Source organism: Nonomuraea sp. NPDC005983 (assembly GCF_040614375.1).
Taxonomy (GTDB): domain Bacteria; phylum Actinomycetota; class Actinomycetes; order Streptosporangiales; family Streptosporangiaceae; genus Nonomuraea.
On record NZ_JBEXUP010000018.1, the window covers coordinates 48,084 to 73,830 of the forward strand.

At 70.1% G+C, this 25,747-nt stretch carries 24 protein-coding genes; 13 read left to right on the plus strand and 11 right to left on the minus strand.

Annotation, left to right across the window (positions count from 1 at the left end):
- Nucleotides 1-79 precede the first annotated feature (79 nt).
- The 3 genes from ABZ297_RS11505 to ABZ297_RS11515 form a co-directional block, all read right to left on the minus strand.
- A complete protein-coding gene (locus tag ABZ297_RS11505; RefSeq protein WP_355343168.1) occupies nt 80-1,402 on the minus strand; it encodes a hypothetical protein in 1,323 nt (440 codons plus the stop codon).
- 40 nt (nt 1,403-1,442) lie between these two features.
- Nucleotides 1,443-2,690: an MFS transporter gene (locus ABZ297_RS11510; RefSeq protein WP_355343170.1), complete on the minus strand. Its 1,248-nt coding sequence runs from the start codon at nt 2,688-2,690 to the stop codon at nt 1,443-1,445.
- An 81-nt stretch (nt 2,691-2,771) separates the two neighbouring features.
- Nucleotides 2,772-3,626, minus strand: coding sequence for an LLM class flavin-dependent oxidoreductase (locus ABZ297_RS11515; RefSeq protein ID WP_355343172.1), 855 nt, complete (start codon nt 3,624-3,626; stop codon nt 2,772-2,774).
- A 140-nt stretch (nt 3,627-3,766) separates the two neighbouring features.
- On the opposite strand from ABZ297_RS11515, the gene ABZ297_RS11520 reads away from it, so the two are divergent.
- Nucleotides 3,767-4,228, plus strand: coding sequence for a MarR family transcriptional regulator (locus tag ABZ297_RS11520; RefSeq protein ID WP_355343175.1), 462 nt, complete (start codon nt 3,767-3,769; stop codon nt 4,226-4,228).
- 2 nt (nt 4,229-4,230) lie between these two features.
- Here ABZ297_RS11520 and ABZ297_RS11525 read toward each other — a convergent pair whose 3' ends face one another.
- The 6 genes from ABZ297_RS11525 to ABZ297_RS11550 all read right to left on the minus strand — a co-directional run bounded on the left by ABZ297_RS11525 (nt 4,231) and on the right by ABZ297_RS11550 (nt 10,736).
- A complete protein-coding gene (locus ABZ297_RS11525; protein WP_355343178.1) occupies nt 4,231-5,004 on the minus strand; it encodes a cyclase family protein in 774 nt (257 codons plus the stop codon).
- Complete coding sequence (locus tag ABZ297_RS11530) at nt 5,001-5,936, minus strand: aminotransferase class IV (protein ID WP_355343181.1); 936 nt, start codon at nt 5,934-5,936, stop codon at nt 5,001-5,003. The genes ABZ297_RS11525 and ABZ297_RS11530 overlap by 4 nt, the downstream gene beginning before the upstream one ends.
- A gap of 73 nt (nt 5,937-6,009) precedes the next feature.
- Entirely contained in the window at nt 6,010-7,644 is a 1,635-nt protein-coding gene (locus ABZ297_RS11535) for an FAD-dependent monooxygenase (protein ID WP_355343184.1), read from the minus strand.
- Nucleotides 7,641-8,909 (minus strand): hypothetical protein, encoded by a 1,269-nt coding sequence (locus tag ABZ297_RS11540; protein ID WP_355343187.1) that lies wholly within the window; start codon nt 8,907-8,909, stop codon nt 7,641-7,643. Before ABZ297_RS11540 ends, ABZ297_RS11535 begins: the two co-directional genes overlap by 4 nt.
- Nucleotides 8,884-10,020 (minus strand): aminotransferase class V-fold PLP-dependent enzyme, encoded by a 1,137-nt coding sequence (locus ABZ297_RS11545; RefSeq protein ID WP_355343190.1) that lies wholly within the window; start codon nt 10,018-10,020, stop codon nt 8,884-8,886. Before ABZ297_RS11545 ends, ABZ297_RS11540 begins: the two co-directional genes overlap by 26 nt.
- Nucleotides 10,017-10,736, minus strand: coding sequence for a tryptophan 2,3-dioxygenase family protein (locus ABZ297_RS11550; RefSeq protein ID WP_355343193.1), 720 nt, complete (start codon nt 10,734-10,736; stop codon nt 10,017-10,019). The genes ABZ297_RS11545 and ABZ297_RS11550 overlap by 4 nt, the downstream gene beginning before the upstream one ends.
- 1,425 nt (nt 10,737-12,161) lie before the next feature.
- Between ABZ297_RS11550 and ABZ297_RS11555 the strand changes: the two genes are divergently transcribed.
- The gene (locus tag ABZ297_RS11555; protein WP_355343196.1) at nt 12,162-12,620 is read left to right on the plus strand and encodes a hypothetical protein; all 459 of its coding nucleotides are present in this window, start codon (nt 12,162-12,164) and stop codon (nt 12,618-12,620) included.
- A 55-nt stretch (nt 12,621-12,675) separates the two neighbouring features.
- Complete coding sequence (locus ABZ297_RS11560; protein ID WP_355343199.1) at nt 12,676-13,173, plus strand: hypothetical protein; 498 nt, start codon at nt 12,676-12,678, stop codon at nt 13,171-13,173.
- A 154-nt stretch (nt 13,174-13,327) separates the two neighbouring features.
- Here the strand turns inward: ABZ297_RS11560 and ABZ297_RS11565 are convergent, their stop codons facing one another.
- Nucleotides 13,328-14,446, minus strand: a complete 1,119-nt coding sequence (locus tag ABZ297_RS11565) for an ROK family transcriptional regulator (protein ID WP_355343202.1) — start codon at nt 14,444-14,446, stop codon at nt 13,328-13,330.
- Between the two features lie 58 nt (nt 14,447-14,504).
- Between ABZ297_RS11565 and ABZ297_RS11570 the strand changes: the two genes are divergently transcribed.
- From ABZ297_RS11570 to ABZ297_RS11595, 6 genes are all read left to right on the plus strand, one after another.
- The gene (locus tag ABZ297_RS11570) at nt 14,505-15,626 is read left to right on the plus strand and encodes an MFS transporter (RefSeq protein WP_355343319.1); all 1,122 of its coding nucleotides are present in this window, start codon (nt 14,505-14,507) and stop codon (nt 15,624-15,626) included.
- Nucleotides 15,623-17,254, plus strand: a complete 1,632-nt coding sequence (locus tag ABZ297_RS11575; RefSeq protein WP_355343205.1) for a beta-N-acetylhexosaminidase — start codon at nt 15,623-15,625, stop codon at nt 17,252-17,254. Before ABZ297_RS11570 ends, ABZ297_RS11575 begins: the two co-directional genes overlap by 4 nt.
- Before the next feature lie 268 nt (nt 17,255-17,522).
- The gene (locus tag ABZ297_RS11580) at nt 17,523-17,702 is read left to right on the plus strand and encodes a hypothetical protein (protein ID WP_355343208.1); all 180 of its coding nucleotides are present in this window, start codon (nt 17,523-17,525) and stop codon (nt 17,700-17,702) included.
- A gap of 42 nt (nt 17,703-17,744) precedes the next feature.
- Complete coding sequence (locus ABZ297_RS11585) at nt 17,745-18,578, plus strand: helix-turn-helix domain-containing protein (RefSeq protein WP_355343211.1); 834 nt, start codon at nt 17,745-17,747, stop codon at nt 18,576-18,578.
- On the plus strand, nt 18,556-18,837 hold the full coding sequence (locus tag ABZ297_RS11590; RefSeq protein ID WP_355343214.1) for a VOC family protein: 282 nt from the start codon (nt 18,556-18,558) through the stop codon (nt 18,835-18,837). The genes ABZ297_RS11585 and ABZ297_RS11590 overlap by 23 nt, the downstream gene beginning before the upstream one ends.
- 57 nt (nt 18,838-18,894) lie before the next feature.
- Nucleotides 18,895-19,242 carry a VOC family protein gene (locus tag ABZ297_RS11595; protein ID WP_355343217.1) on the plus strand — a complete coding sequence of 116 codons (348 nt, stop codon included), beginning with the start codon at nt 18,895-18,897 and terminating at the stop codon, nt 19,240-19,242.
- A 280-nt stretch (nt 19,243-19,522) separates the two neighbouring features.
- On the opposite strand, the gene ABZ297_RS11600 is transcribed toward ABZ297_RS11595, so the two are convergent.
- On the minus strand, nt 19,523-21,151 hold the full coding sequence (locus ABZ297_RS11600) for a carboxylesterase family protein (protein ID WP_355343220.1): 1,629 nt from the start codon (nt 21,149-21,151) through the stop codon (nt 19,523-19,525).
- Nucleotides 21,152-21,247: 96 nt separating this feature from the next.
- Here ABZ297_RS11600 and ABZ297_RS11605 point away from each other — a divergent pair, with 96 nt between their 5' ends.
- The 4 genes from ABZ297_RS11605 (at nt 21,248) to ABZ297_RS11620 (ending at nt 25,688) form a co-directional block, all read left to right on the plus strand.
- Nucleotides 21,248-21,637: a TetR family transcriptional regulator C-terminal domain-containing protein gene (locus ABZ297_RS11605; protein ID WP_355343223.1), complete on the plus strand. Its 390-nt coding sequence runs from the start codon at nt 21,248-21,250 to the stop codon at nt 21,635-21,637.
- A 27-nt stretch (nt 21,638-21,664) separates the two neighbouring features.
- Nucleotides 21,665-22,222 (plus strand): CGNR zinc finger domain-containing protein, encoded by a 558-nt coding sequence (locus ABZ297_RS11610; protein ID WP_355343226.1) that lies wholly within the window; start codon nt 21,665-21,667, stop codon nt 22,220-22,222.
- A gap of 213 nt (nt 22,223-22,435) precedes the next feature.
- On the plus strand, nt 22,436-24,061 hold the full coding sequence (locus ABZ297_RS11615) for an ABC-F family ATP-binding cassette domain-containing protein (protein ID WP_355343229.1): 1,626 nt from the start codon (nt 22,436-22,438) through the stop codon (nt 24,059-24,061).
- Nucleotides 24,054-25,688, plus strand: a complete 1,635-nt coding sequence (locus tag ABZ297_RS11620) for an ATP-binding cassette domain-containing protein (protein WP_355343232.1) — start codon at nt 24,054-24,056, stop codon at nt 25,686-25,688. The genes ABZ297_RS11615 and ABZ297_RS11620 overlap by 8 nt, the downstream gene beginning before the upstream one ends.
- The last annotated feature ends 59 nt before the right edge of the window (nt 25,689-25,747 follow it).

The window sequence follows — 25,747 nt, forward strand, 5'->3', positions numbered from 1 at the left end:
CGTTATCTGGGGTTGTCAACTGACCAGCAGATTCGCTTGACAACCCCAGATAAGAGCCGCGCCTCCTCCGGCACTCGAACTACGAATGACGCTGTAGCTCTGACTCGAATCCGTCCGTTATCCGATAGCAGTCGTCCCGCAATGTGATCGGGTCTGACGCGCGTAGGAACACTGTGCCGAGATAGTTCCGCGTTCCGCCGCTGGGTGAGAACGTCGGGATGGGCGAGCCGGACGGGCGGGTGAGACCGGACACGATCTCAACCTGAGTCCCGGGGGAGACCAGACGCGACCAGTCCACGAGCTCAGGCCGGAAGGTCGGCCGCGTCTGCCAGGGCCGGCCGCGCGAATCGGTGGGCAGCAGCATGAGCATGGCCACGGCGCCTGGTCGAGGGCTCTCGGTGAGAAGCCGGTCAGGCAGTTCGAGGTCGTCGTCGAGCAGCGAGCGCACGTGCAGCTCGATCATGTTCAGCCCGAAGGACTCCTCCACAAGCCGGGGAATCATGGCGCCTGGCAGGCGCGCGTTGTTCTCCAGCAGACACAGGCCCTGGTCGCGTTGCAGCTTGATCTCGGTGTGCGTGGCCGAGTACTCCAGACCGAGGCAGTCCACCCCGGCCCGTACGTGGTCCTCGATGTGCCGCTGCAGGTCGGGGGCCAGGACCGTGGGCTGGTGGAAGCTCAGCTCCACGAACGGCGGGATGGTGGGCAGCCGGGCCGTGATGCAGAGCGGGTGATAGCGGCCGGCGACGACGAGACCTTCGACGCTGACGTAGTCGCCGAAGCCGTCGGTCTCGTACCAGGACTGCGTGCTGGCCTCGATAAGATTCTCGGCGATGAACTGGGCGCCGCGACCCGCCGGGAGGAAGTCGTGCAGGCCGAGCCGGTCCGTGTTCGCGATGTCGGCGGTCGCCCGCCGCCAGACGTCGGCGATCTCGGTGTCGGCGTCGACGATCACCTGCCCCTGCGAGCCTGCCATCCAGGACGGCTTGAGCAGGAACGGGCGGCGCAGGACGCCGTCGGCGCGTTCGAGGTCGTCCAGCGTCCGTACTGGTACGAAGTCGGGGACGGGCAGGCCCTTCGTGCGCCACGCCTGTCGCATGGCCACCTTGTCGCGCGAGTAGGTGATGTTGGGTCCGGGGCCGTGCAGTCCCAGCTCCCGGCAGGCCTCCGCCACCGCTGCGATCGCGAACTCGCTGAACGCCACGACGGCGTGGGCTTGCACCGACCGGGCGGCGGCCACAATGTCGTCCGGCATCTTGGCGTCCTGGTCGAGCACCCGTACCGACTGGCACCATTGCCGTAGCTGTTGCTCGTGGGCCGCGGTGGGCGGGGCCCAGAGCAGCGCGTGCACGTCGCCGCACCGATGCAGGCGAGGCAGGGCGTACTCGGGCGCGGGGCCGCCCATAGCCGGGATCACATACAGAATCGAGGGTCTGGCCACAGTGTCACCGTCCTGGTGAGTAGGATTCCACGACGGCGGATCCGGCCGCTCCGATGGTCACGCACAACGCTCCCACCAGGAACAGCGCCGCGGCCGCCGCGAAGCTGACAGCGCCGAGAAAGGCGATCAGGAAGGTCAGCAGGGTTGGGCCGAGCAGGGTCACCACCGTCTGGCCGGTTCCGAAGAGCCCCAGATAAGTGGACTGCCGATGGTCGGTCGGCGAGCGGTTGAAGGACAGTGCCCAGCCCGCCGCGTTCTGCTGGATTTCGCCCATGGTCTGCAGTGCGACGGCGACCACGAACAGGCCGACCGCCACGGGGACGGAGGGTAAGGGGGAGAGCGCCAGTGCCACGCAGCACGCGATCAGAAAGCCCGCCGAGATCCAGGCTGCCCGAACCCCGTCGGTCACCGACCGTACCGGGCGGGCCAGCGGCATCTGGAACAGCACCACCAGTGCGGTGTTCACGATCAGCAGCGCGCCCATGGCCGCCAGCGGCACGTCGGTCGCCTGGGCCAGCCACAGCGGTGTCGCCACCGTGAGCAGCGGAACGTGCAGCGCCAGCAGTCCATTGCCGACGGTGAGAACCGTGAAGCGCCAGTCCCGCAGGACGGCGAGCAATGTCCTGACAGTCCCGGCACGCGCGGGTACGGGCGCGGCCTCCGCCTCGGGACTCCAGACCGTTCTGGCCATCACCCAGGCGGCGAGGAAGTAGGTAGCCGCGTTGATCAGGACCACGGCCACGAAGACGCTCCGGTCGGTCCGCAACAGCGCCAGCGTCCCGAGCAGCGCGCCGACCGAGATCCCCACGTTCTGCGCCACGTGGGCGGCCGCCATGGCGGCGCTGCGCTCCGCGTCGGGGACCACCCGCGCCACGACGATCTGGTTCACCGTGATTGTCGGCCGATCGGCGATCCCGACCAGCGCGGCCGCGACGAAGAACGTGCGCGCGTCGACGACGGCCAGGTAGGAGAGGAAGGCGAGACCCCGTGCGACCTGGAGCAGGACCGCGACCCGTCCCGCCGGCCATCGCCGCGTCAGGTCGGCGACCGGTATCACCGCCAGCATGCCGAGGACCCCGGCGATCCCCAGCCCGATGCCGATATCGGCCGAGCTCAGGCCGACGGTTTGGACCAAGAAGAGAACGGAGGTGGTGAGCCACACCCCGGTGCCCATCCAGTCCACCAGCGATGCCAGGGCTAGAGCGCGCGCCGCTGGATTTCGGGGCAACTGTTTCTGGATCGCATGAATCACGGTGACCCCCTGACAGGAACGGCTGCAGGGCCAGGTCGGGCCCTTGGATATTCCTTGATGTCTCGCTGTGCTGCCGTCCCGTCAGCGCAGGGCAGGGACGACCTCGCGGGCCAGGCGCTCGACCTGCTCGTCCAGTCCGTCGCCGACCGGCATGAGGTTGAAGACCGTGAAGCCGAGGTCCCGGAAGCCCCGCAGGGCGTCGCTGAGGAAGGCGGTCGAGCCGGCGAGTGTGCCGGCGTCCGGCTTGGCCTTCTCGTCGACGCGGATGGCGATGTTGTAGGCGCAGGTGATCTCCTCGGGCGCGCGGCCGGCGGCGTGCGCGGCGGCCAGCACGCGCTCGCGCATCGCCTTGACCTCTTCGGGGCCGGCGAAGCTGTACGAGGGGATCCAGCCGTCCGCCAGGCGGCCGGTGACGGCCAGCGCGCGGGGGCCGAAGGTGCCGAGCCAAATGGGGATGCGCCGACCGGGTTTGGGTTCGAGCGGGGCCTCCTCGGTGTGGTGGTGGCGGCCCTTGAACGTGAACGACCGCTCCGACCACAAACCGCGGGTGATCTGGATGGCCTCGGCCAGACCGTCCACCTTCTCGCGGGCGGTGGGCACGCGCATGCCGAAGGCGCGGAACTCCTCGTCGGAGTAGCCGCCGCCGAGGCCGAGGATGAGCCGACCGCCGGACAGGCGGTCGAAGGTCTCGGCCATTTTGGCGACCATGGCGACGTTGCGATACGGCACGCCGAGTACCCGGGTGGCGACCTTGATCCGGGTGGTGGCCGCGGCGATCCAGGAGAGCATCGTCCAGGTCTCGTAGCTGGCGTGTGTGGTGCACGGATGGTCGGAGGCCGAGACGAAATCAAAGCCGAGCTCTTCTGCCTTGCGGGCGTCGGCCACGGGGTCGGCGCCGGGCGCGGCGGAGGTCGAGATGTTAAGGCCGACTTCCATGCGCGTGTACCTCCGGTTTCGGGGGGAGTGGTGGGCGGGACGCCGATGTCACGATCCTCAAGTTCGGTGCCGCCGTACCAATGTTGATATGACAACAACCCTAGGAAAGAGAATGGTGACGTGTCAACTACACTGGTGACATGACGGACGACGTACGATGGCTCGACCCGGCCGAGGCTCGGGCATGGCTCGGCTACCGGCGCATGTTCCTGCTGCTCAACCGCCAGGTGGCCCGAGACCTGGCGCGTGAGTCCGGCCTGTCAGAGGCCGACTACGACGTGCTGTCCAACCTGTCGGAGGCACCCGGCGCCAGCATGAGGCTGACCGAGCTGGCCGCGCACATGAAGTGGTCCAAGAGCCGGCTGTCGCATCACCTGACACGCATGCAACAGCGGGGCCTGGTCACCCGCCGGGAACACCCCTCCGACGGGCGGGGCGCGGTCATCGTGCTGACCGACGAGGGGCTGCGCACGATCCAGGAGGCCGCCCCCGGCCATGTCGCCTCGGTGCGCAGACACTTCATCGACCTGCTGACGCCGGAGCAGCTCGAGGCCATCGGCGACATCTCCTGGACCGTGGTCGAGCAGCTGAACCGGGCCTGATCTCACACCTCCCGCTCCACCAGCGCCAGGACGCGGGTGGGGCTACCGGAACCACCCACGATCGGCAGCGGCCCGGCGATCAGCACGCTGCCGGTCGGCGGCAAGAGCGCCAGGTTGTGGAGCTGGGTCAGCCCGTACTTGCCGGCCCCGTGCATGTGCCAGTGGCACGGGTAGGGCTGCTCGAACTCGCCCGCCAGGCCCGCGTCGGTGCCCACGGTCTCCACGCCCACGCCGACCAGCGGGGTCTCCTCGGCCAGCCAGCGGGCGCAGTCGATGGAGATCCCCGGCGTGTGTTTGTCGTTGAGGAAGGCCACCGGGTCGTGCGCGCGCTCGGCCCAGCCGGTGCGATACAGCAGCCAGCCGTCCTCCGGCAGCGGCCCATGCTCGGCCTGCCAGGCTTCGACGTGCTCGCGTTCCAGCAGGAAGTCCGGATCGTTGGCCACCTGCGCGCGGGCGTCGAGCACCGCCGCCGGGCCGACCAGCCGGCCCGCGGGCACCTGGGAGACGTCGTGCAGGTCCTTGCCCGACAGCCAGTGCACGGGCGCGTCGAAGTGCGTCCCGGTGTGCTCCGACAGCTTGATGTTGTTCCAGTACACCGTGGGACCGGCCGCGTCGTAGTTGCTGATCGCCTCGCGGTCGAAGCGCCACGGCTGCCCGCGCTCGGGCGGCAGCTCGATGATGGGGGTCGTCTCCGACAGCGGCGCGGTCAGGTCGATCACCTTGACCGCGCCGGACGCCAGCGCCGCCACCAGTCCTGCCAGGACGCCGCTGCTCATGCCGCTACCTCCTTTGGCGCCGCGGTACGCCACTCCGGGTGTCCGGTCCGGCCCCTGACCACGTCGTCGTAGTGCGCCTGCAGGCTGCGGGTCAGCGGGCCCGGCTTGCCCGTGCCCACCGGCAGGCGGTCGACGCTGGTGACCGGCAGCAGCTCGGCCAGCGTGCCGCAGAGGAAGATCTCGTCGGCGATGTAGAGCTCGGTGCGGTCGATCTCCCGGCGGCGCAGCGTCAGCCCGAGGTGCTGCTCGGCCAGCTTGGCGACGGTGGCCACGGTGATGCCCTCCAGCACACCGCTGGTGCCGGGTGGGGTGACCAGCTCGCCGTCGCGCACCATCACCACGCACGAGCCCGGCGCCTCGGAGACGGTGCCGCGCTGGTTGAGCAGCAGCGTCGTGCCGAACCCGCCGCGCACCGCCTCGTGCTGGGCCAGCCGGCTGTTGTGGTAGTTGGCGCCGGTCTTGATACGCGGCGGCATGGAGTCGTCGCTGATGCGCCGCCAGGAGGAGATCGAGGCGGCCACGCCGCGCTCGAAGCCGGGCGATCGCGGCGCGCGGATCGCGGTGACGTGCACGCCGGTGCTGTCGGTGTAGGCGAGGGGGTCGAAGTTCGGGCCCTCGTCGAAGTAGGCGACGACGCAGATGTGCGTGTCGCAGTCGAACGCGTTGGCGGCGAGCACCGTCGAACAGGCGTGGGCCAGCTCGGCGTCGGTGTGGTCGATCCGCATGTGCAGGCTCTTCATCGAGCGCCGCAGCCGGGCCAGGTGGTCGTCCAGGCGGAAGGCGTGCAGGGCTCCGTCATCGCCCAGGTACGCGCGTACGCCCTCGAAGACGTTGGCGCCCCAGAAGGCGCCCTGACTGCGGGCGTGCACGACGCACTGCTCCCACGGGACGAGCTTGCCGTTCTGCCAGGCGTACGCGGGTGCGATGTTCATCCGGACTCCTTTCGGGCCTCAGCCCTGGGAGGGAAGGGGACTCTGCCGGTCGAGGCCGTCCGCCGGGAAAGAGTCAAAGGCGGACCCCTTGCTTGAGAGGCCGGTCCACCGAGGTGGGTGAGCCGATGGCGGCGCTGAGCGCGTGCGCCACGTCCTCGCCCCGGACGCCGCAGGCGCTGAGGTGGCCGTCGGGCCGGACGATCCACCAGGTGCCCCGGTCGGCGCCGTAGGCCTGCGACACCTCGCCGTCCTCGGCGCGGGCGACTTCAAGGTCGTCGGGGAGGGCTCGCGCCGACTCGTCGGTTGACAGCACCGCCACGATGCGGGCGGGCACCTCCCAGGGCCGCGACCTGGCCGCCTCGACCAGCACCCGGGCGCGCTCGACGGTCGCGGCGAAAACCAACACGACGAACTCGGCGCCGAACAGCTTGCGCAGCCGGGTGCGCTCGCCGTTCATGTGGAGGTGGCCGTCGCGGGCGAAGCTGCCCAGCATCGGGTGCCCCGTCTGCACGATGGGGGAGTCGTCATAGGTGTACGGCCGGGCCATCTGGCCGCTGTTGACGTGCCGTCTGGCCAGGCCGAGCCAGTGTGACAGGCGCAGCAGCGTGCTGCGTGTCCAGCGGCGCAGCCGGTTGGGCGGCACCATGAAGCGGATGGTGGCCTCGGTGACTCTCAGGTTCTCCTTGGCCGCGGCGTACCGCTCCAGGTGGTAGGTCTCCAGCAGTTCCTCGTCGGCCCGTCCGGCCAGGACTAACGCCAGCTTCCATGCCAGGTTATCGGTGTCCTGGATGCCGCTGTTCATGCCGCGTGAGCCGTACGGGGGAAGCGCGTGGGCGGCGTCGCCGGCGAGCAGCACGCGCCCAACCCGCATCCGCGCCACCACGCGCTGGTGGAAGTGGTAGGTGCTGACCCAGTCCACCTCGTAGGGGATGTCGCCGATCACCTTCCTGACGCGTTCGTCGAAACGGCCGTCGGCACGCTCGGCGTCGATGTCGGCGTCCGGCGGCAACTGCCAGTCCACTCGCCAGATGTCGTTGGGCTGCGGATGCATGACGAGCTGACGACCAGGGTTGAAGGAGGGGTCGTAATGGAAGTGCCGCTCCTTGGCCAGCGGCAGCTTGGCGCGCAGGTCGGTGATGAGGAAACGGTCACGGTGGGTGTAGCCGGTCCACTCCACGCCGAGGACCTCACGCAGCCTGCTGCGTACGCCGTCGGCGGCGACCAGGTAGGAGAACCGCAGTTCCGCCGGACCCGAGGCGGTCTCGGCGCGGACGGTCACGCCGTCGGTGTCCTGGGAGAGGCCCACGACCGCGTGGCCCCAGCGCAGATCGCACAGCGGCGAGGCCTCCACGGCCTCGGTGAGCACCTGCTCGATGCGGTACTGCGAAATGTTGCAGAACGGGCCGAAGGCCAGCCCGCGCGGGTACTCATCGGCCCTGATCTGCCGATTCTGCGCGTACGTTCGGGCCATCGTCCAGGTGACGCCCTCGTCGTGGATGGGCTGGGCGCAGCCCACCTTGTCCAGGATCTCCAGCACGTCACCCTGGATCAGGCAGGCCTTGGACCCCTGCTTGATCAGCTCGGGGTGCGCCTCCAGCACGACGGAGGGCACGCCGAGGCTCGCCAGCCGCAGCGCGGCGATCAGCCCGATCGGCCCGGCGCCGACGATGCCGACCGGTGCTTCCACAGCATTCATCGGCGTGTTCATCGGCACTCCACGATCTCCCAGGGGGTGTCCACCGAGCGGAAGACGTCGATTTCCCGCACGGCGTTCAGGTAGGGGGTTCCGGCGGTGTAGCCGGTGCCGGGTGCTTCGCCCAGCATCCGGACGGCCAGCCGGTAGTGGGTGTTGCGCCAGCGCAGCAGCGCGCGGGCGAAGGACCTCATGCCGTCGGCCAGCCGTGCGGCATCGGCCTCGCTGAGGTCGCCGGAGCCGACCGCCTCCCGATAGGCGCCGTCGAGGGTGCGCTGCCCGGCGAGGATCGTGCCGCGCACCTCGGGCACCGACAAGTAGGCGGGCGAGTCGAGCCGTTCGGCGTCCGGCTCGCGGCACAGCGACTCGACGATCTTGTAGTTGCGGGACTGGATCGCGCTGGCGCCCTCGGTGAACTGGCGGAAGGTGCGGAACGACTCCACCTGCATGGTCGCCAGCATCGAAAACAGCGGCCCCGACTCGCGCAGCGCCGCCTCCGAACCAGCCAGAAAGTGCAGCGCGCGCTCCACCACCCGCCCGGACAACGCCTCCATCGCGCCGCGCAACTGCACGGCCAGCAGCGCGAAGGTGGTCTCGAACGTCTGCAGGACCCGAAGGAAGACATGCTCGTCGTGAACGGTGTCGACCGGCAGCATGGTCAGCCGCAGCACGCGCCGCTCGTCCAGCGCCATGTCGGCGCGCACCGCCTCGCACGCCTGCCGGGTCTGCTCGAGCGGCGCGGCGGCGTCCAGGCCACCGTCCAGCGCCATGCGCGCCAGGGCGGGCTTGATCGCGCGCATACCGTGCTTGCAGCGCTTGACCACCAGGTCGAGGTCGGGCCGCATCCGCGGCAGCCAGTCCGTGCTGCCGTCGAGGACGGCCGATTCGAAGGCGAGCGCGTCGGTGACCAACTGCACCGTCAGCCGGTCGCAGCGAGAGCGGGCGAACAGGTCCTGCTCCACGGGGTCCTGCACGCTCGGCAGCCGCAGCAGCGGCAGCGCCAGGTAGCTGCGGTAGTCGTAGCGGCCGTCGGCCTTGTCCAGCGCGGTGTCGAGGAAGAACGCGAGCGTCTCGACGTGCGGCCACGGCCTGGCCAGGCCGGGCAGCAGCACGCGCACGTCCGCGAGCTGCCGCAGCAGCTCGTCGGGGACGAAGTGCTTGCCGCCGCTGTGATACTCGCGCAGCACTTGCTCGTAGGGAAAGGACGTGGGGTCCGGATCGCCGAGCCAGTCGCCGATCGCATTCGAGGTGGTCTCAGGCCGTTCTCTGGTGAAGGGCACTCGCAACTCCCAGCTCATGAAGGGCCGCGCACAGTGCGGCCACATCTTCTGCATCGCTGTAGTAGTGGAAGGAGATCCGTACGACGTCGCCGCGTGGGCTGACCACGAGGCCGCGTTCGGCCAGGCGACGCGTCAGTTCGATGGGGTTGTCGCTTGCCAGCCCGATGTGGGCGCCGCGCCACTCAGGGGGGACGTGGCGTACCCGCTCCCCTTGCGCGCGGAGGTTGTCGATGGCCAGCTCGGTCAGGCCGCGCACGTGCTCGCGCACTCGCGCGAGGTCGACTTCGCCGAGCAGGCGCAGGCCCGCGTTGGCGGCGTAACCGGCCGGGACCGCGGGCGTGCCGGTCTGGAAGCGGGCAGCCGTGGCGGGGAAGTCGAGCGTCCTGGGGTCGAAGGCGAACGGGTCGATGCGGCCGAACCAGCCGGTGAGCAGCGGGTCGCGGTCGGTCCGGTCGGGGCGGCGCGCGTACAGGAAGGCCATGCCCGGCAGCCCGAGCAGGTACTTCATCGTGCCCGCCACGAGGTAGTCGCAGCCCAGTTCCCCCACGTCCACGGGCTCCACGCCGACCGCCTGGTAGGCGTCGACGAACACCTCCGCGCCCGCGTCGTGGGCGGCGCGGGTCAGCTCGGCGACCGGCAGTCGCACCGAGTCCTGGTAGCAGACCAGCGGCGCCGACACCAGCCGGGTGCGGTCGTCGATGAGCGCGGCGTAGTCGTCGGTGTCGCGGGCGTAGACGACCTCGGCGCCGTTGGGTCGCTGGGCCAGCCACACATGGGCGACCGAAGGGAACTCCCGCTCGGTGGTGATCAGCTTGGGCCGGGCCCGCCAGTTCATGGTGGAGACCGCCTGATAGGCGCCGACGGAGGCGTTGGGCATGACCGCGACCTGGTCGGGGCGGGCGCCGATGAGCGCCGCGAAGCGCTCGCGGGCCTGGCGCACCTGCTCCTCGAACAGCTCCCACGGCGCGCCGTGGTCGGCCATGTCAGCGCTCATCCGTTCCATCGCCTCGTCAAGGGCGATGGAACGGGCGCCGAGGCTGCAACTGGCCAGGTGGCGGAGCCGCCGCTGACCAGGGAAGAGAGCTCGGAACGCTTCGGGGGTCATGCTCATGCCGACTCACCCATGTGGTAGCCGCCCATCGGCCCGGTACGGGTCAGCTCGGTACGCACCTGCCACAGCTCCGGGAAGAAGCGGTAGGCGATCAGTTTGGCCAGCACGTCCACCGGCGTTCCCTGGGTGCCGACCACGTCGTGGCCGATGATCCGGGTGGCGATCTTGTAGTGCCGCACCCGCCACAGCGAGACCCGCTCATCCCATTCGACCATCGCCTCGGCCAGGCGCAACTCGGCCGTGTCCTGACCGCTGCGATAGAGCTCGGCCACATCCAGCCCGCGCTCGTCCACCAGCGCGGCGAACGCCCGTCCGATCTCCCTCCCGCGGCGTTGCACGCCACGCCAGCCCGGCGAGTCGGCCCCCGACCCATGGCCCAGCACGGTGCGGATCGTCTGAAAACTCCACGGGGACAGGTGGCGCATCATCTCGAGCTGGCCGGTCACCAGCTCCACGCACAACGACGAGCGGTCGAGCAGCCGGGCGGCCGCCGCCACCTCGCCCTTGCGGATCAGTTCGCTCGCCTCGCGCAATTCGGCGCAGGCCAGCTTCAGCCACAGCTCGGTCGACTGGTGCACGATCTGGAACAGCAGTTCGTCGCGATGCACCACCTCGTCGGGACGGCGTTGTAGCGAGAGCAGCGCATCTGTGCACATATAGCGTGCGTAATCATTGTCACCTTCGCCGGAAAGCACCTGCTTGGAGTAGTCCCGCATCGGTCTTCTTTCGTCATAGAATCGTGCGCAGCCCAAATTGAACTCATGGGCGGGCCGAAACTTTGGCGTGCAGAAACGATCTTTACGCGCGCAGGTGGTCGCGCCACCTAAAGGACTTGCCGGTACCCCGTGCGTCGCCCTAAGAATTCCCCCTCCGGTGACGCCGGACGGCAACCAGCCTGCTTGACAACTCCAGTTCGCACAACCCCCTTTTTTCGCAACTTGCACCATTCGGGGGACTGGGCGAGATGAATTCGCAGGTAACGGCGTTGGGAAGCTTTCCTGCGTGACGGAAGTGCCAGAATGGCAGCGCAGGTAGCTTGATCCTTTTTCGGCCTTCCTGGCGAGTGCCCTGGTCACAGCATGATCGCGATGCCGGTATTCGACCGGTTACATAAAGAAGCACCTGGTAGACGGGCTGATCGCCGATCTCCACCGGGATCTACAAGTGGCAGGCCGGGGATCATCACCCTCGCCGTGCCCGCTCGACTCTCGGCGTACGGACGATCACCGACGACACCACCGTCCACGTACCTGAAGCTGATGAACCGCTTCGTCCGACTGGCCGGCTATGACGGGTGCTGGTGTGCCTGGACGGGATGGTCGACAGACATTATGTCGAGCCGTGCCGCACTATGGCACATAGTGCCACTATATCCGCGAAGGCCGCTTTCAAAATGCCCAAGAATGCCGCCTGGCGCCATGCCATATTGGGTGTCGATGAGCATCCAACGAGCAACCATAGAACGGATGGCGTCCCTTGGCCATCTATTCAACTGGCCATCTGGGGCAGCTTGCTCCGTACCCCCGGATCTGCTGTGCTGAAAACGCTAGACGGCTATTAACATGCCGCTTGACCCGCACGGACGGAGTTCAGCAGACGCTGTCCTCCTGTCGGGGCCGGCGCGGTGGCGTCTCCTGGGGGTAGGGCCTGGAGCCTTCGCCGGTTTCCCGGTCGGTCGTGCCACCCCAGTGACCGTGGCCAGGTTCGTTTGCTCCGTTTCCAGCCCCCGCCCGTCGAACCGTCACCCGACGTCATTCACCGCCTGGCACTCCCTGCTTGCGCTGCTATGAGAGCCAATTCCTCGTCCGTGATCAGCATGCACGCAGGACCCTCGCCCACCGGGCGATCAACTCGTGATCAGTCCACCGGCACCAGAACACCCGCCGCGCCGTCGCCTTCGTCGTCAGCGCGACCGGCGCTCTGGCGCTCTTCCACAGAAGCGCCTCAAAGCGCGGGTTAAAGGATAGGGAATCACCCATGCGGGGGAGCTGCCTCACGCTGCAGTGGGAGGCTCCGTCCGCGCGGCGGTCCCTAGCGTGGGCGACATGCTCGTGATCCCTCCACCGCCCCGCTGGGCCGTCCGCGCTGCCCACGCTGTCCCTCTGGTCGTTCTCCCCTCATCACTGTGGCGGGTGGCACTGGTGGCCGGGATTCCAACCGGGATCGCCCAGCCGGTGATCCTCGGCGCTGGGGAGAAGGTCTACATTCTCTCGCTCAGCGTGGTCAGCGAGCTGGCGGCGCTCATGACGCTCGGGCTGGTACGCCCGTGGGGTGAGATCGTGCCGCGCTGGATCCCACTGCTCGGTGGTCGCCGGGTACGCCCGCTCGCCGCGGTGATCCCCGCGTGCATCGGCGCGGGACTCGTCGCGCTGATCTGCATCTGGGCGGTACGCGGGGTACTTGTCGGGTTGACCGACCAATGGTCTCCGGCCGGGCTGGCCGTTCTGGCCGTCTGCTACCTCCCGCTGCTCGCATGGGGCCCCCTGCTGCTCGCCGTCACCTGGTCCTACTGGCGACGACACCGCCGTCCGGTCGCCGCAGGCGAGGTGGGCATGCCCCCAGTGGGAGCCCCGCCCGGCGGACGGCAGCGCAGGCAGTAGGCGTGGTCATATAAGTCACCGCCGATATGGCCCTCCAGGGGAGACGGCTAGCCAGGTGATCTCCAAGCGCTACGAGAAGGGCTCGATCATCCTGACCTCGAACAAGAGCTTCAGCAAAGCGCACATGTTCGCGCGAACCTGTGCAAGGCGGTGCCGAAAGGTCACGGTGGAGCGCAGCATCCGGGGCGGGACGCCGCAGGCGTCCAGGACGTGGCTGATCCTCGGTGACGACGGCTACCTCTACTTCGAGGGCCGACGCGACGACATGTTCAAACGCAAGGGCACCCGGATGAGCACCATCGAGATCGAAGCCGCCGCGATGGATATTCCGGGCATTCGTGCCGCCGCGGTGCTGCCCCCGGGCGACGGGCACGATCTCGCCATCCTCGTCGAGGGCGACCTCGCCCCCCACACCGTCCTGCGCGAGCTGGCGCAACGCCTGGAGCCCGCGAAGGTACCGGCCGTCTGCCGCGTCCTGCCCTTCTTTCCTCTCACGCTCAACGGCAAGAACGAGCGCAAGGAACTCGTGCGCTTCCTCGACGAGAGCCCGTGAACCCCGGCCTGCAACGGCCAATGGTCCGGCGATGGTAACCAAACGGTCGACTACATGAGCGATCCGAGCGCGTGCGCCGCGGCCTGCACGTCCCGCATGTGTGTCGCGAATGGGGCTCCCTCGTAGCGTGGGGACCGAACGCCGGTGCGGTGGATCACGAGCTGAGTTCGTCGAATGTCTGGCGGTGGAGGCGTTCCAAGGCGATGACCACCGCGCCGCGTACCACCGGGTCCCCCTTCACAGTGCCGACGGCGACCTGGGTGGGCAGCGGGGTGTCGCGCTGGAGCCGCTCCTCCACCCGGGCTGCCAGCGGTGCGCCCGCCGTCCTGCCGATCTCTCCTGCCAGGACCACGAAGCCGGGGTCGAGGACGGCGCAGACCCCCATGGCCGCGATCGCGACTCGATCCGCTAGCGCGTCCAGGAAGTCCGGTGTGGCCTGCCGTACCGCTGAAACGGCGTCGTCGGCAGGCAGGCCGTACTGTGAGGCAAGCTCGCGTACGGCGGGGCCACCGACGAGTCGCTGCAGCGTGCCGCCGCCGAGACCAGTGGGCGCGTGCGCGATCTCACCGGCGCCGCCCGACCTGCCGCGGTGCAGGCGGCCGTCCAGGATCACCGCCACGCCGATTCCCTCGCCGAGCGACAGCAGCGCGAACGTGTCGTGCCCGCGTGCCGCGCCCAGCCGGTGCTCGGCCAGGCCGATCAGGTTGACCTCGTTCTCCACCAGGACGGGTACGCCACCGAGCCGGTCGCGCAGGCCCGGCAGCAGGTTGGCGTGCCAGGTGGGCAGCGCCCAGATGAAGGCAACGTCTCCGCTGACCGGATCGACCACGCCGAGCGTGCCGATGACGACGCCGTCCAGGCGGGTGACCTTGGCGTCAGCCAGCGCGGCGGCGATGGCGTCGTACACGAGCCTGTCGGGCGCCGCGTGTGGATCCTGGGGAAGCGCGGCGGCGCCGACCTGGCGTCCGGTGAGGTCGTTGACCGTGGCGAGCACCTGGTCGGGGCGGACCTCCACGCCCGCCACGTGCGCCCGGTCGGCCACCACGCCGTAGAGCAGCGCGTTCGGACCACGCCGCCGGGTCTGCGACTGGCCGACCTGGGAGATCAGGCGCTGCTCCACCATGCGGTCGACCAGGTCGCCGACCGTCGCCCTGGACAGGCCCGTGCGCTGCTGCAACTCCGCTCTGGACAGGGGGCCGTGGGCGAGCAGCAGGTCATACGCCGTCCTGTCGTTGATCAGGCGCGCGGTGTGCGGGGAGGCGGTGCGGGGCATGGCGACTGTTTATCACAGCCTCTTTCTTTCTGGATACCAGCCTGTTAATTTGCGACGTATGCCCCTGTCGCTGTTCTTCTTCCTGGACGGCGTCGTCATCGCCACCTGGGTGGTACGCATCCCCTCGGTCAAGGACCACCTGGGTGTCACCACGGGCGGGCTCGGTGTCGCGCTCATGTGCATGTCGGTCGGCACAGTGCTGGCCATGACCGTGAGCGGGCGGCTGTGTGTGCGGTACGGCACGCGGTCGGTCATCCTCGTCACCCTCGCGCTGGTCGCCCTGATGTTGCCGGTGGTCGCGCTCGCGGACACGATGGCGGCGCTGTGCGTGGTGCTCGCGGTGACCGGGCTCTGCTACGGCGCCGTCAACATCGGGCTGAACAGCGCGGCCGTCGAGGTCGAGAAGGCCACGCAGCGGCCGATCATGTCGGTGCTGCACGGCTTGTGGAGCGCGGGCGGCCTGGCGGGGGCACTGCTCGGCGGCCTCGTCGCGGCCCGGCTGAGCACCTGGCAGCACTTCCTGCTGGTGTCCGCCCTCGTGCTCGCCGGCACTGCCGCGTTCGCCAAGCCGCTGCTGCGCGGCAGGGTCCCCGCGGTGATCACCGCGCAGGGCGGTCGGCGGTCGTTCGGCCTGGGCGTGGCGCTGTGTGGGGTGCTGGCCGTGTGCACGGCGTTCGGCGAGGGGGCGGTGGCCGACTGGAGCGTGCTGCACCTTCGCGACTCCCTGCACGCCGGGGCGAGCCTGGCCGCCTACGGCTTCTCGGCGTACTCGGTGGCGGTGGCGCTCGCCCGGCTGGCGGGCAGCCGCCTGGTGCGGCGGTACGGCCAGACCGCCGTCCTCGTGATCGGCGCCCTGCTGGCGGCGGGCGGCGTCCTCGCCGCGTCGTGGGCGGGCTCCGTGGCGGTGGCGTTCGGCGGGTTCGTCGCGGTCGGGGTGGGGCTGGCCAACGTGTTCCCGCTGGCCATCGCGCAGGCGGGGGCGCTCGGCGGGCCCGCGGGTGTGGGTCTGGCCGCCAGCATCGGGCACGCGGGGATGCTGGGCGGGCCACCGCTGATCGGGTTCCTCGCCGACCACGTCGGGCTGCCGGGCGCGCTCACAGCCGTCGCCGTCTCCTCGGGGGCCATCGTTCCCCTCACGCTCTACCTGCGTACCAGAAACTCGAGAAAGGTACTGGCATGACAGATCCCTATCGCACCTTGCTGCCCGCTCCCCGCCACGCGGCGAGCACCGCGGGGACCTTCACGCTCGGCAGCGTGCATGGAGATCCCGCCCTGGTCGAGGTGGTGCGCCTGCAGCTCGGCCCGCTGCCCGCGGCCCCCGGCCCCGAGGGCGCACTGTCCGTGCGCCTGGGTGCGGGCGGTCCCGAGTCCTACCGGCTGCGGGTCTCGGCCGGCGGAGCCGAGATCATCGGTGCAGATCTTGCTGGGGTACGGCATGCCGTACAGACACTGAAGCAGTTGCTCGGCCCGGACGCGTATCGAGCCGGCGGACGGCCGGGTGGCGTGGTGCCGTGCGGCGAGATCCAGGACGAGCCCGCGCTGAGCTGGCGCGGCGGCATGCTCGACGTCGCGCGACATTTCATGAACAAGCGCACCCTGCTGCGCTATGTCGACCTGTTCGCCATGCATCGGATGAACCGCCTCCACCTGCACCTCACCGATGATCAGGGCTGGCGCGTCGAAAGCAGGAAATATCCGCAGATCAACGAGCTGGCCACGCACCGCCGCGAGACCATGGTCGGCCGTGACCGCGTGCAGCCCGCCTTCGACGGCACGCCGCACGGCGGCTACTACACCCTCGACGACCTGGCCGAGGTCTCCGCCTACGCCACCGAGCGAGGGATCACGATCGTCCCCGAGATCGACCTGCCCGGGCACGCCTCCGCGCTGCTGACCGCCTTCCCCGAGCTGGGCACAAGCGCCGACGAGGTGCTGCGCGGCTGGGGCATCTCGCCCGGTGTGCTCAAGCCGATCCCCGCCGCGGTCAAGCTGGTGTGCGAGCTCATCGACGAGCTGCTCACCGCCATCGACACCCCGTACGTGCACCTGGGCGGCGACGAGTGCGTCACTACGGACTGGCCGGGCGATCCCGAGGTGGCCGCGCACATGGCGGCCATCGGCGCCGAGCAGCCGGGCGAGCTGCACGGCTGGTTCCTGCGCGAGGTCGGCACGCATCTTGCTGGGCGCGGCAAGCGCATGGTGGTCTGGGACGAGGCGTTCCAGACCGGCGGCGTGCTACCCGACACGATCGTGATGTGCTGGCGCGGCGACGCCATCTCCCGGCAGGCGGCCGCCGCGGGGCACGACGTGGTGCGCGCGCCCGTCTACCCCACCTACCTCGACTACGACCAGTCGGACCTGCCCGAGGAGCCGCTGGCCATCGGCGGGCCGATCACTTTGGAGGACTCGGCCTCGTTCGCGCCAGTGCCCGAGTCGTGGACGGACCGGGAGCGGGCGAAGGTGCTCGGCGGGCAGTTCCAGGCGTGGAGCGAGTACATTCCGCACGAGCGGCACCTGGACTACATGGTGTTCCCGCGCGCCTGCGCCATCGCGGAGACCGTCTGGGCCGGCGCGGCGGCCGATTACCCGTCCCTGGTCGAGCGGCTGCGCGATGGCCACCTGGCCAGGCTGGACGCGGCCGGATGTGAGTACCGGCCGCTGGAAGGTCCGCGGCCCTGGCAGGCAGGCGGCACCGGACGGCGCGCCCACTCCCCGGCGAACCGCACGACCAGGGAGCGCTGGCTGGAATGGGCCGCACGGCTGCCCGACTCCGGCGTGGTCGCCACGGCCACCACCCACGACGGCTGACGCCATCGAGCCGGTGGCAGTAGGCCAGAGGAACTGTGGGCGGAGCAGCACCTGAACCTGCTCCGCCGCCAGGACGTGTCCGGCGTGGACGACTGAAGAGAACCAGTGCTTTCATCGAGCTCGCCCGTGAGCTGGGGTCCGGTCGCTCGGTGGTGACCGTCACGGTGCTTGGGTCTCGCCACGGCGAGCCCCGAGCAAGACTGACGGAAGTCTTACAGACCTCGCCCATTCCTCGCGGGAGTACGTCGCGGCTGCTCGAATCGCAGATGTGACTGATCAACGACATTCAGCGGAGAGCGGCCCGCCCATCGCGCGCCGGGTGATGCTCTCAATGCTCGGCGCGGGCGCGGCCGCCCTCGCCGCCGCGCCTCTCGTGCAGGGCGAGCGGCTGGCCTACCCCTCGACCGACGCCGACCGGCAGAGCGCCCCGGTCCCGGCGCTGGCCTGAGGCTGACCCCCAGCGTTCCGGCGCCGACTCTAACCTGGGTATGTGTCGGAGTACGTGCGGAGGCGGGCGGCGCCGGTGCTGCGCGGACTGGTGTCCGGCTACTCGGGGTATCGCTGGTCCGGTGCGCCGGGGTTGCACCATGGGCTGCCGTCCACGCACCTGACACTCGTCATCTGCCTGTCCGGCACTCTCGACTTCGTCGGACGTCCGTCCTCGGTGTCCGTCGCCGGCGGGTTGCACGACGACCCGGTCGTGATGTCGCACGACGGCCGGCAGCACGGCCTTCAGCTTGATGTGACCTGGCGAGGCGCCCGGGCCCTGCTGGGGCTGCCGGCCGGCGAGTTGGCCAGTGACGTGGTCGATCTGACGGACCTGCTCGGCGATCGGGCCTCTGAGCTGGCCGAACGGCTGGCCGCCGCGCCGACGTGGCGGCACCGGTTCTGGCTGCTGGACACCACGCTGTCCGGTCTGGTCGATGACAGCCGGGGTGAGCCGCCGGTCGAGGTGGTTCAGGCGTGGCGGCGGCTGACCGAGACCTCCGGGAACCTACGGATCGACGGGCTTGCCAGGGAGCTGGGCTGGAGTCGCCGACACCTCAACAGCCGTTTCCAGCGTGAGATCGGCCTGCCGCCGAAGGTGGCGGCCCGGGTGATCCGGTTCGAACGCGCCCGGCGCCTGCTGCGCTCCCCGCACCGGCCGTCGCTGGCCGAAACCGCGGTCACATGCGGCTACGTTGATCAGGCCCACCTGGCACGGGACTTCCGCGCCCTGGGTGGTCTCACCGCGACGCAATGGCGTGCGGAGTTCCCATCCGTACAAGACGTGGACGCTGCCCTGGGCGACGATGGGCCGCATGACGCAGAACAACGGCATTGACCGTCCCTCAGTGTGGCCCTGCCTGTCCTTCCGCGATGCGGGGGCTGCGATCGACACGGCCGCCGAGTGCGCTCAGCCGTCCGGCGGCAGCTCGATCTACGTGGTGACCGACGACCCGGACGCCGTCTTCGCCCGCGCGACCGCGGCCGGAGCGAAGGTTGTACGGGAGATCAGGGACGAGGACTACGTAAACCGCACTGTCACCGTGCGCGGCCCGGAGGGCAACCTGTGGAGCTTCGGTACCTATCCCGGCAGCTAGGGCGTGCATAGCAGGGAGTCTCAGAGACATGTCCGTTCTCGTTTGGAGTCGTCGTCGATGACCGTTCACCGTGTCGTGCCCAACGTCCAGTCAGGGGCTGTGCAGGAGAACCGGGAGTTCTATGGGCTGTTGGGCTTCGAGGAGGTCATGAACCTCGGCTGGATCATGACTCTCGCCTCCCCGTCCAGTCCGACAGCGCAAATCAGCTTCATCGCCGGTGACAAGACCGCACCAGTTGTCCCCGACATGAGCGTCGAGGTGGACGACGTGGATGCGGCCTACGCGGTCATGCGGGAGAGCGGCGCGGAGGTCGTGCATCCCTTGCAGGACGAGGAGTGGGGAGTGCGCAGGTTCTTCGTTCGTGACCCCAACGGCCGTGTGGTCAACGTACTGGGCCACCGCTGACACGCTCTCCTGAAGGCGCCGGCCCGTGCCACAAGGAGAGGGCCTCCGTCGGTCGTTTCACCAGGTGCGCTGGCGGATCGCCGACCTTGTGCTTGTCGTTCTCGGGATCGAACGGGGTGGCTCGCAGGTAACCAGACCGCCCCCGTGTTTCCGAGCGGTCGGCGCGGCGGCGTTGCCCGAGGCCAGTGCCGCCCGCGCCGCTGTCGTGGACGATGACGGTGTCTGAACCGCTGACCGATGATCGTCTCCAGGACGGCCCAGCGCATGAGCTGGAGTGCTTTCAGTTGCGCGTGTCCCAAAAGCCGCAGTGGTGTTCGGTGGAGCCATCGCCGTTGCTTCTGGCCGTGGAGAGGGAGCGGACGTGGTTCGCGCTCTTGCTGGTCAGGAGCTTCCATCGGGGCAGGCTCGGGTCGTTGGGATTGCCGGTGGCGGCGAAGCGGGTCCAGTGGCCGATCATCTGGTCGGCCAGCCGGCGTTGGCTTGTCGAGAGGGGCTGGTCGGTGGCGGCGCCGGGGCCGTCGAAGAGATAGGGCAGTTCCCCGCCGTGGTAGGCGCCCAGGGGGAAGTCGGCGGGGACGGGAAACCCGGCCGGTCTGGGGGCGGGGTCGTCGGCGAACTCGTATTGATAGACGGGGGTCTTGCGGGAGAGCAGGCGGTTGCCCGCTCGGGTGGGGCAGGTCCAGCCGCGGTCGGTGGCGATGGCGGCCCAGGCCAGGGAGGGGGAGCCGTGTGTGCTGACGGGATACCTGGCCGCGACCCGCCGGGCGTCGGTGCCGAAGGCGGTGCGCAGGAACTGCTGATACGTCTGCCGACTCAGGGGCTGGCCCGGACCGTCGAAGTACATGGCCACGAAATAGCGGGCCTCGTGCGCGGTGGTACCGACCATGAGCGGCACCGGGTGGACGCGTCCCTCGGCCACCGCCCGGCGCGGGTCGAGCGGCAGCGTGTCGCTTCCGTACGAGGGCGCCCAGGTGGTGGGAATCTTCTGCTGCGCGGCGAGCAGGGCTGGCACCGGGGCCCGGCGCAGGCAGGCCATCGTCTGGGCTGCGTCCGCGCATCCGATCTGCTCGGCGGCGGCCGCGGCGATCCGTTCGCCGGACTGCCGTGATGGCCACACGGTGTCGCCGCCAGCGGGGTCGATGCCCATCTGACGCATCGAGCAGGTGCCGCTCTGGATGATCGCCTGGTCGAACAGCCCCGCCGCTGTGGGGGACGTCAGCTGCGCGCAGGCGCTGAACGCGCCCGCGGACTCGCCGAACAGGGTGATGTTGCGCGGGTCGCCGCCGAAGGCCGCCGCGTTGCGCCGTATCCAGCGCAGCGCGGCCTGCTGATCGAGCAGGCCGAATGCGCCCGAGCCGGGCAGAGCGGGGTGGCCGAGGAAGCCGAAGATGCCCAGCCGGTAGTTGACGGTCACGACGACCACGCCCGCGGCCGCCAGCCGCTGGGCGTCGTAGTCGCCGCCGGCGCCCTGAGTGAAGCCGCCGCCGTGCAGCCAGACCATCACCGGCAGCCGCCGCCCGGCGGGCATGTCCCGGGGGGCGGTGACGTTCAGGTACAGGCAGTCCTCGGCAGCGCTGGCCGGATTGGAGTCGGCGGGATTGGCGTTCTGCGGGCAGCGCGGAGCCGTGCGGGTGCCGTCCTTGACGCCTTTCCACGCTTGGACGGGCTGCGGCGGCTGCCAGCGCAGCGTTCCGGTCGGCGGCGCGGCATAGGGGATGGCGTTGAACCGCTGCAGGTCCCGGCCAACGTAGGCGCCGACGACGACGCCGGACGAGGTGTGCGCGACAGGCTGGCGCGAGCTCGATGCCGGGCTGGCGGCGCTCGTGCAGGCCGCGATGACGGACAGGCCGGCCACCGCCGCGACCAGCCGCACGCGCGCCGCCCCCCGCGCCATTCCTCGGAGTCTCACCGGCGCACCGCCCGATACGCCGCCAGGAGCAGGAACACCGCTCCGACGGTTCCGAGGACAAGATCGGCCCAGCGGGGGACACCGACGGCACGCAGGATGCCGGCAATCCCGAAGCTGGTGCCCCACTGCGCCTCGGTGATCGCCGAGCCGAACCCCTGCACGGTGAACAGAGCTCCGGCCAGCCACAGCGCCTTGTCGGCTGTGCGGTTGCGCCTGGCGGAGATCCTGCGCCAAGCCCACGCCAAGACGCGCGACCTGCTGGCCTGGCTGATCCGCTATGGTCAGCAAACCGGCGAGTTCCGCGACGACCTCGACGCCGACCTGGAGGCCGAGACCCTTTTGCCACTGGTCGAAGGGCTGACCTCGCTCGCCCTGCTCGGACACCGCCCCACCGTGCCCGCCCACGACACGCTGACTCGTCGTATCGACGGCCTGCTCATGCAGCCATCCCGGCCAAGCCGACCGGCCCCATCGACGATTGCATAGCTAGGCGTCACCTGTCAGACTGGTGATGTGAAGCATGTGTTTCTGTGCGGCAATCCCGCGCTCGACCTCGCCTGCACGCTCCGCGCGCGTCGCACCGCGCGCTTTGAGACGCTCGATGCCCCGGACCGGCTCGATGCGTGGTACGTGGAGTCCGGCATCGTCGACGCCCTCTCTCCCTGCCGGGAAGCGGATCTTGTCCAGGCGGTGGCGGTGCGGGAGGCCATCTACGCGCTGGTCACCGCCCGGCTCGCCGGTGACGGATACGATGGCGAGGCGCTCGCGCTGGTGAACGAGACGGCACGCAAGCCGCCGGCGGCCCTCCAGCTCACGGCCGAGGGTCGATGGGTGGAGGCGACCCCGGCGCAGGCACTGTCCACGGTGGCCCGGCACGCCATCGAGCTGCTCAGTGGGCCGGAGGTGCCGCTGATGAAGGAGTGCGCCAATCCCGAGTGCACGAAGATCTTCATCGACCGGTCGCGGGGCGGGCGCCGGGAGTGGTGCGGCATGGAGTCGTGCGGCAACAAGATCAAGGCGGCTGCGTACCGGGCTCGCAAGAAGGAGGCGCAGACGGTCGGCGCGACCTGATCCGGACGGCTGCTATGGTGATAGACGCCCGTATTCGGACATTGGGAGACAGCAGTGGCAGGTGACGACGACATCTCCGGGTGATACCGGAGGTTGATCGGCCCCGGCAGGCGCGCATGACCGCCGCCGATGTGGCCCTCGTCGTCGTTCCCCCAGTCCTGTTCCCTTGCCGGGCCCCATTCGCGCGCCTGGGTTTGTATCGAGGTATGTCGCATGTCCGATGCGTTCATCATCTGTTCCCGCCTGTCCTTCTCCTGGCCTGACGACACGCCCGTCTTCAGCGACCTGTCCTTCACCGTGGGCGGCGGCCGTACGGGCCTCGTCGCCCCGAACGGCACGGGCAAGAGCACGCTGCTCAAGCTGATGGCCGGCGAGCTGCGGCCCTCGGGCGGCGGCGTCGCCGTCGAGGGGGTGCTCGGCTACCTGCCGCAGAGCCTGCCCCTCGTTGGCGAGCCGACCGTGGCCGAGGTGCTCGGCATCGCCCCGGTGATCGCCGCGCTGGACGCCATCGAGTCGGGCGACCCGAGCGAGGAGCACTTCACCACGATCGGCAACGACTGGGACATCGAGGAGCGCACTCGTGCCCAGCTCGACGGGCTCGGCCTCGCGGGCATCGGCTTCGACCGGCGCCTGGGCACGCTCAGCGGTGGCCAGGTCGTCTCGCTCGGCCTGGCCGCGCAGCTGCTCAAAAGGCCCGACGTGCTCCTGCTCGACGAGCCGACGAACAACCTCGACCTCGACGCCCGCCGCAGGCTCTACGACGTGCTCGGCGACTGGACCGGCTGCCTGGTCGTGGTCAGCCACGACCGGGCCCTGCTCGACCGTATGGACCGCATCGCCGAGCTCGACCGGGGCGAGATCCGCTTTTACGGCGGTGACTTCACCGCGTACGAGGATGCCGTACGCGCCGAGCGGGAGGCCGCCGAACGGAACGTGCGCAGCGCCGAGCAGGAGCTCAAACGCGAGAAACGGGAGATGCAGCAGGCCCGTGAGCGGGCCGAGCGCCGGGCGGGCAACGCCGCCCGCAACCTCAAGAACGCCGGGCTGCCGCGCATCTTCGCCGGGAACATGAAACGCGGTGCCCAGGAGTCGGCCGGGCGGGCGGGCCAGATGCACGCCTCCCGTGTCAGCGACGCCCAGGCCCGGCTCGACGAGGCCGGGCGGGCGCTGCGCGACGACCAGAGGATCACGCTGGAACTGCCGGGGACGAACGTGCCCGCCGGACGCACGGTCTTCCTCGGCGAACGCCTGCGGGCCCGCGGCCTGTTCGCCGAGCCGGGCCTCGACCTGACCGTACGCGGCCCCGAGCGCATCGCGCTGACCGGCCCCAACGGTGCGGGCAAGTCCACCCTGCTGCGCCTGATCAGCGGCGAGTTGGAGCCGGACGGCGGCACGACCAGGCAGAGCGACGGGCGGGTCGCGTACTTGTCGCAGCGGCTCGACCTGCTCGACGTCGAGCGCACCGTGGCGGAGAACCTGGCCGCGTTCGCCCCCGGCATGGCGGAGGCGGAGCGGATGAACCTGCTGGCCCGCTTTCTGTTCCGCGGCGCGCGTGCACACCTGCCGGTGGAGGTGCTGTCCGGCGGCGAACGGCTGCGGGCCACGCTGGCCTGCGTGTTGTGCGCGGAGCCCGCGCCTCAGCTCCTGCTGCTCGACGAGCCGACCAACAACCTCGACCTGGTCAGCGTGGCGCAGCTGGAGAGCGCGCTCGGCGCGTACCAGGGGGCGTTCGTGGTGGTCAGCCACGACGAGCGATTCCTCGCTGAGATCGGTGTGCAACGGTGGCTGGAGCTGTCGGGCGGTCGCCTCCTGGAAACCGGGGGCCCCGCCGGTGAGTGACGCGCTGCTCGCCCGCGATCTCGTACGGAGCCTGGGCGCGCGGCGCGTGCTTGACGGCGTCTCGCTCACCGCCGCGCCCGGCGAAAGGATCGGCCTGATCGGCGAGAACGGCGCCGGCAAGACCACGCTCCTGCGGCTGCTGGCCGGGGTGGACCGGTCCGACTCCGGCACCGTCGTACGCCCCGCCGACCTCGGCTTCCTGCACCAGGAGATGCCCTTCGACAGCCGGGCCACCATCGCCGACGTGCTCGACGACGCCCTGCGCGAGGCGCGCGCGGACCTGGCCGAGCTGGATCGGCTCGCCCGCGCGCTCGCCGCCGCTCCGGATGACGCCGCTCTGCTCGGCGAGTACGGGGTGCGGCTGGAGCGGACTCAGGAACGCGAGTCTTGGGACGCCGACCGGCGCGCCGGGATCGTCCTCGACCGGCTCGGCCTCGGCGGTGTGCCGCACTCCCGTGCGCTCGCGTCGCTGTCGGGAGGGCAGCGCGGGCGGCTGGCCCTGGCGGCACTGCTCGTCAGATGGCCCGCAGCGCTGCTGCTCGACGAGCCCACCAACCACCTGGACGACGATGCCGCGGTGTTCGTGGAGGAGCAACTGCGCGGCATGACCGGCGTCGTGGTCGTGGCCAGCCACGACCGGGCGTTCCTGGACGCGGTCTGTACCGACCTGATCGATCTCGACCCGGCGGTGGACGGGCCCGTTCGGTACGGGGGCAGGTACGGCGCATATCTGGTCGAGAAGCGCGCGGAGCGAGAGCGCTGGGAGCGGCGGCACGCGGAGGAGCAGGCGGAGCTCGGTGAGCTGCGCGCGGCCGTCGCCGTGACGGCGCGGCAGGTGGCGTACGACCGGCTGAAGCGCGACAACGAGAAGATGGGGTACGGGCACGCCGGGGGCCGTGTGCAGCACCAGATTGCGCGGCGGGTGCGCAATGCCGCCCGCCGGCTCGCCCAGCTGGAACGCGAGCAGGTTCCCGCCCCACCGCCCCCGCTCCGCTTCAGCCCTCGCACCCTGGTCGCCGACGCCGCCGACGCCGCGGAGGCCGCCGAACCCCGCGATCCCCACGACGACGCCTTGCTGTCACTGCGGGACGCGCGGGTACCGGGACGGCTCTCGATCGACCGGCTCGACGTGCCGCTCGGGGGGCGGCTGTTGGTCACCGGGCCCAACGGAGCGGGCAAGTCGACGCTCCTGGCCGTGCTGGCCGGGCTGCTGGACGCGGAGGGTGAGGTGCGGCGGCGGCCCGGCCTGACCGTCGCGCTGCTGGCCCAGGACTCCGTCTTCGAGCGGCCGGACTGGACGGTGCGGGAGACGTACGAGCGGGCGCTCGGTCCGGAGCGCGCCGAGTCCGTGCCGTTGCGCTCGCTCGGCCTGATCGGCTCCCGCGACGTGGACCTGCGAGTGCGGGAGCTGTCCGTCGGTCAGCGCCGCCGGCTCGCGCTGGCGCTGTTGGTGGCCGACCCACCCGAAGTACTCCTGCTCGACGAGCCCACCAACCACCTTTCGCCCCGCCTCTCCGACGAGCTGGAAGAGGCCTTGGGCGCCGATGGGCCCGGCGCGATCGTGATCGCCAGCCACGATCGATGGTTGCGCGCCCACTGGCGGGGTCACCACATTCGTCTGCCATGAACCCTCACGCGTCACCATCTTGACGGGTGACGAACCGGACTGCCATCATCGTCACTAGT

Excerpts from the sequence above, each read along its gene's own strand:
- ABZ297_RS11505 (WP_355343168.1), bottom strand. The coding sequence starts at position 1,402 with ATGGGCGGCCCCGCGCCCGAGTACGCCCTGCCTCGCCTGCATCGGTGC.
- ABZ297_RS11515 (WP_355343172.1), bottom strand. The coding sequence starts at position 3,626 with ATGGAAGTCGGCCTTAACATCTCGACCTCCGCCGCGCCCGGCGCCGAC.
- ABZ297_RS11520 (WP_355343175.1), top strand. The coding sequence starts at position 3,767 with ATGACGGACGACGTACGATGGCTCGACCCGGCCGAGGCTCGGGCATGG.
- ABZ297_RS11525 (WP_355343178.1), bottom strand. The coding sequence starts at position 5,004 with ATGAGCAGCGGCGTCCTGGCAGGACTGGTGGCGGCGCTGGCGTCCGGC.
- ABZ297_RS11530 (WP_355343181.1), bottom strand. The coding sequence starts at position 5,936 with ATGAACATCGCACCCGCGTACGCCTGGCAGAACGGCAAGCTCGTCCCG.
- ABZ297_RS11535 (WP_355343184.1), bottom strand. The coding sequence starts at position 7,644 with ATGAACACGCCGATGAATGCTGTGGAAGCACCGGTCGGCATCGTCGGC.
- ABZ297_RS11545 (WP_355343190.1), bottom strand. The coding sequence starts at position 10,020 with ATGAGCATGACCCCCGAAGCGTTCCGAGCTCTCTTCCCTGGTCAGCGG.
- ABZ297_RS11550 (WP_355343193.1), bottom strand. The coding sequence starts at position 10,736 with ATGCGGGACTACTCCAAGCAGGTGCTTTCCGGCGAAGGTGACAATGAT.
- ABZ297_RS11565 (WP_355343202.1), bottom strand. The coding sequence starts at position 14,446 with ATGCCCCGCACCGCCTCCCCGCACACCGCGCGCCTGATCAACGACAGG.
- ABZ297_RS11570 (WP_355343319.1), top strand. The coding sequence starts at position 14,505 with ATGCCCCTGTCGCTGTTCTTCTTCCTGGACGGCGTCGTCATCGCCACC.
- ABZ297_RS11575 (WP_355343205.1), top strand. The coding sequence starts at position 15,623 with ATGACAGATCCCTATCGCACCTTGCTGCCCGCTCCCCGCCACGCGGCG.
- ABZ297_RS11590 (WP_355343214.1), top strand. The coding sequence starts at position 18,556 with ATGACGCAGAACAACGGCATTGACCGTCCCTCAGTGTGGCCCTGCCTG.
- ABZ297_RS11595 (WP_355343217.1), top strand. The coding sequence starts at position 18,895 with ATGACCGTTCACCGTGTCGTGCCCAACGTCCAGTCAGGGGCTGTGCAG.
- ABZ297_RS11605 (WP_355343223.1), top strand. The coding sequence starts at position 21,248 with ATGCCGGCAATCCCGAAGCTGGTGCCCCACTGCGCCTCGGTGATCGCC.
- ABZ297_RS11615 (WP_355343229.1), top strand. The coding sequence starts at position 22,436 with ATGTCCGATGCGTTCATCATCTGTTCCCGCCTGTCCTTCTCCTGGCCT.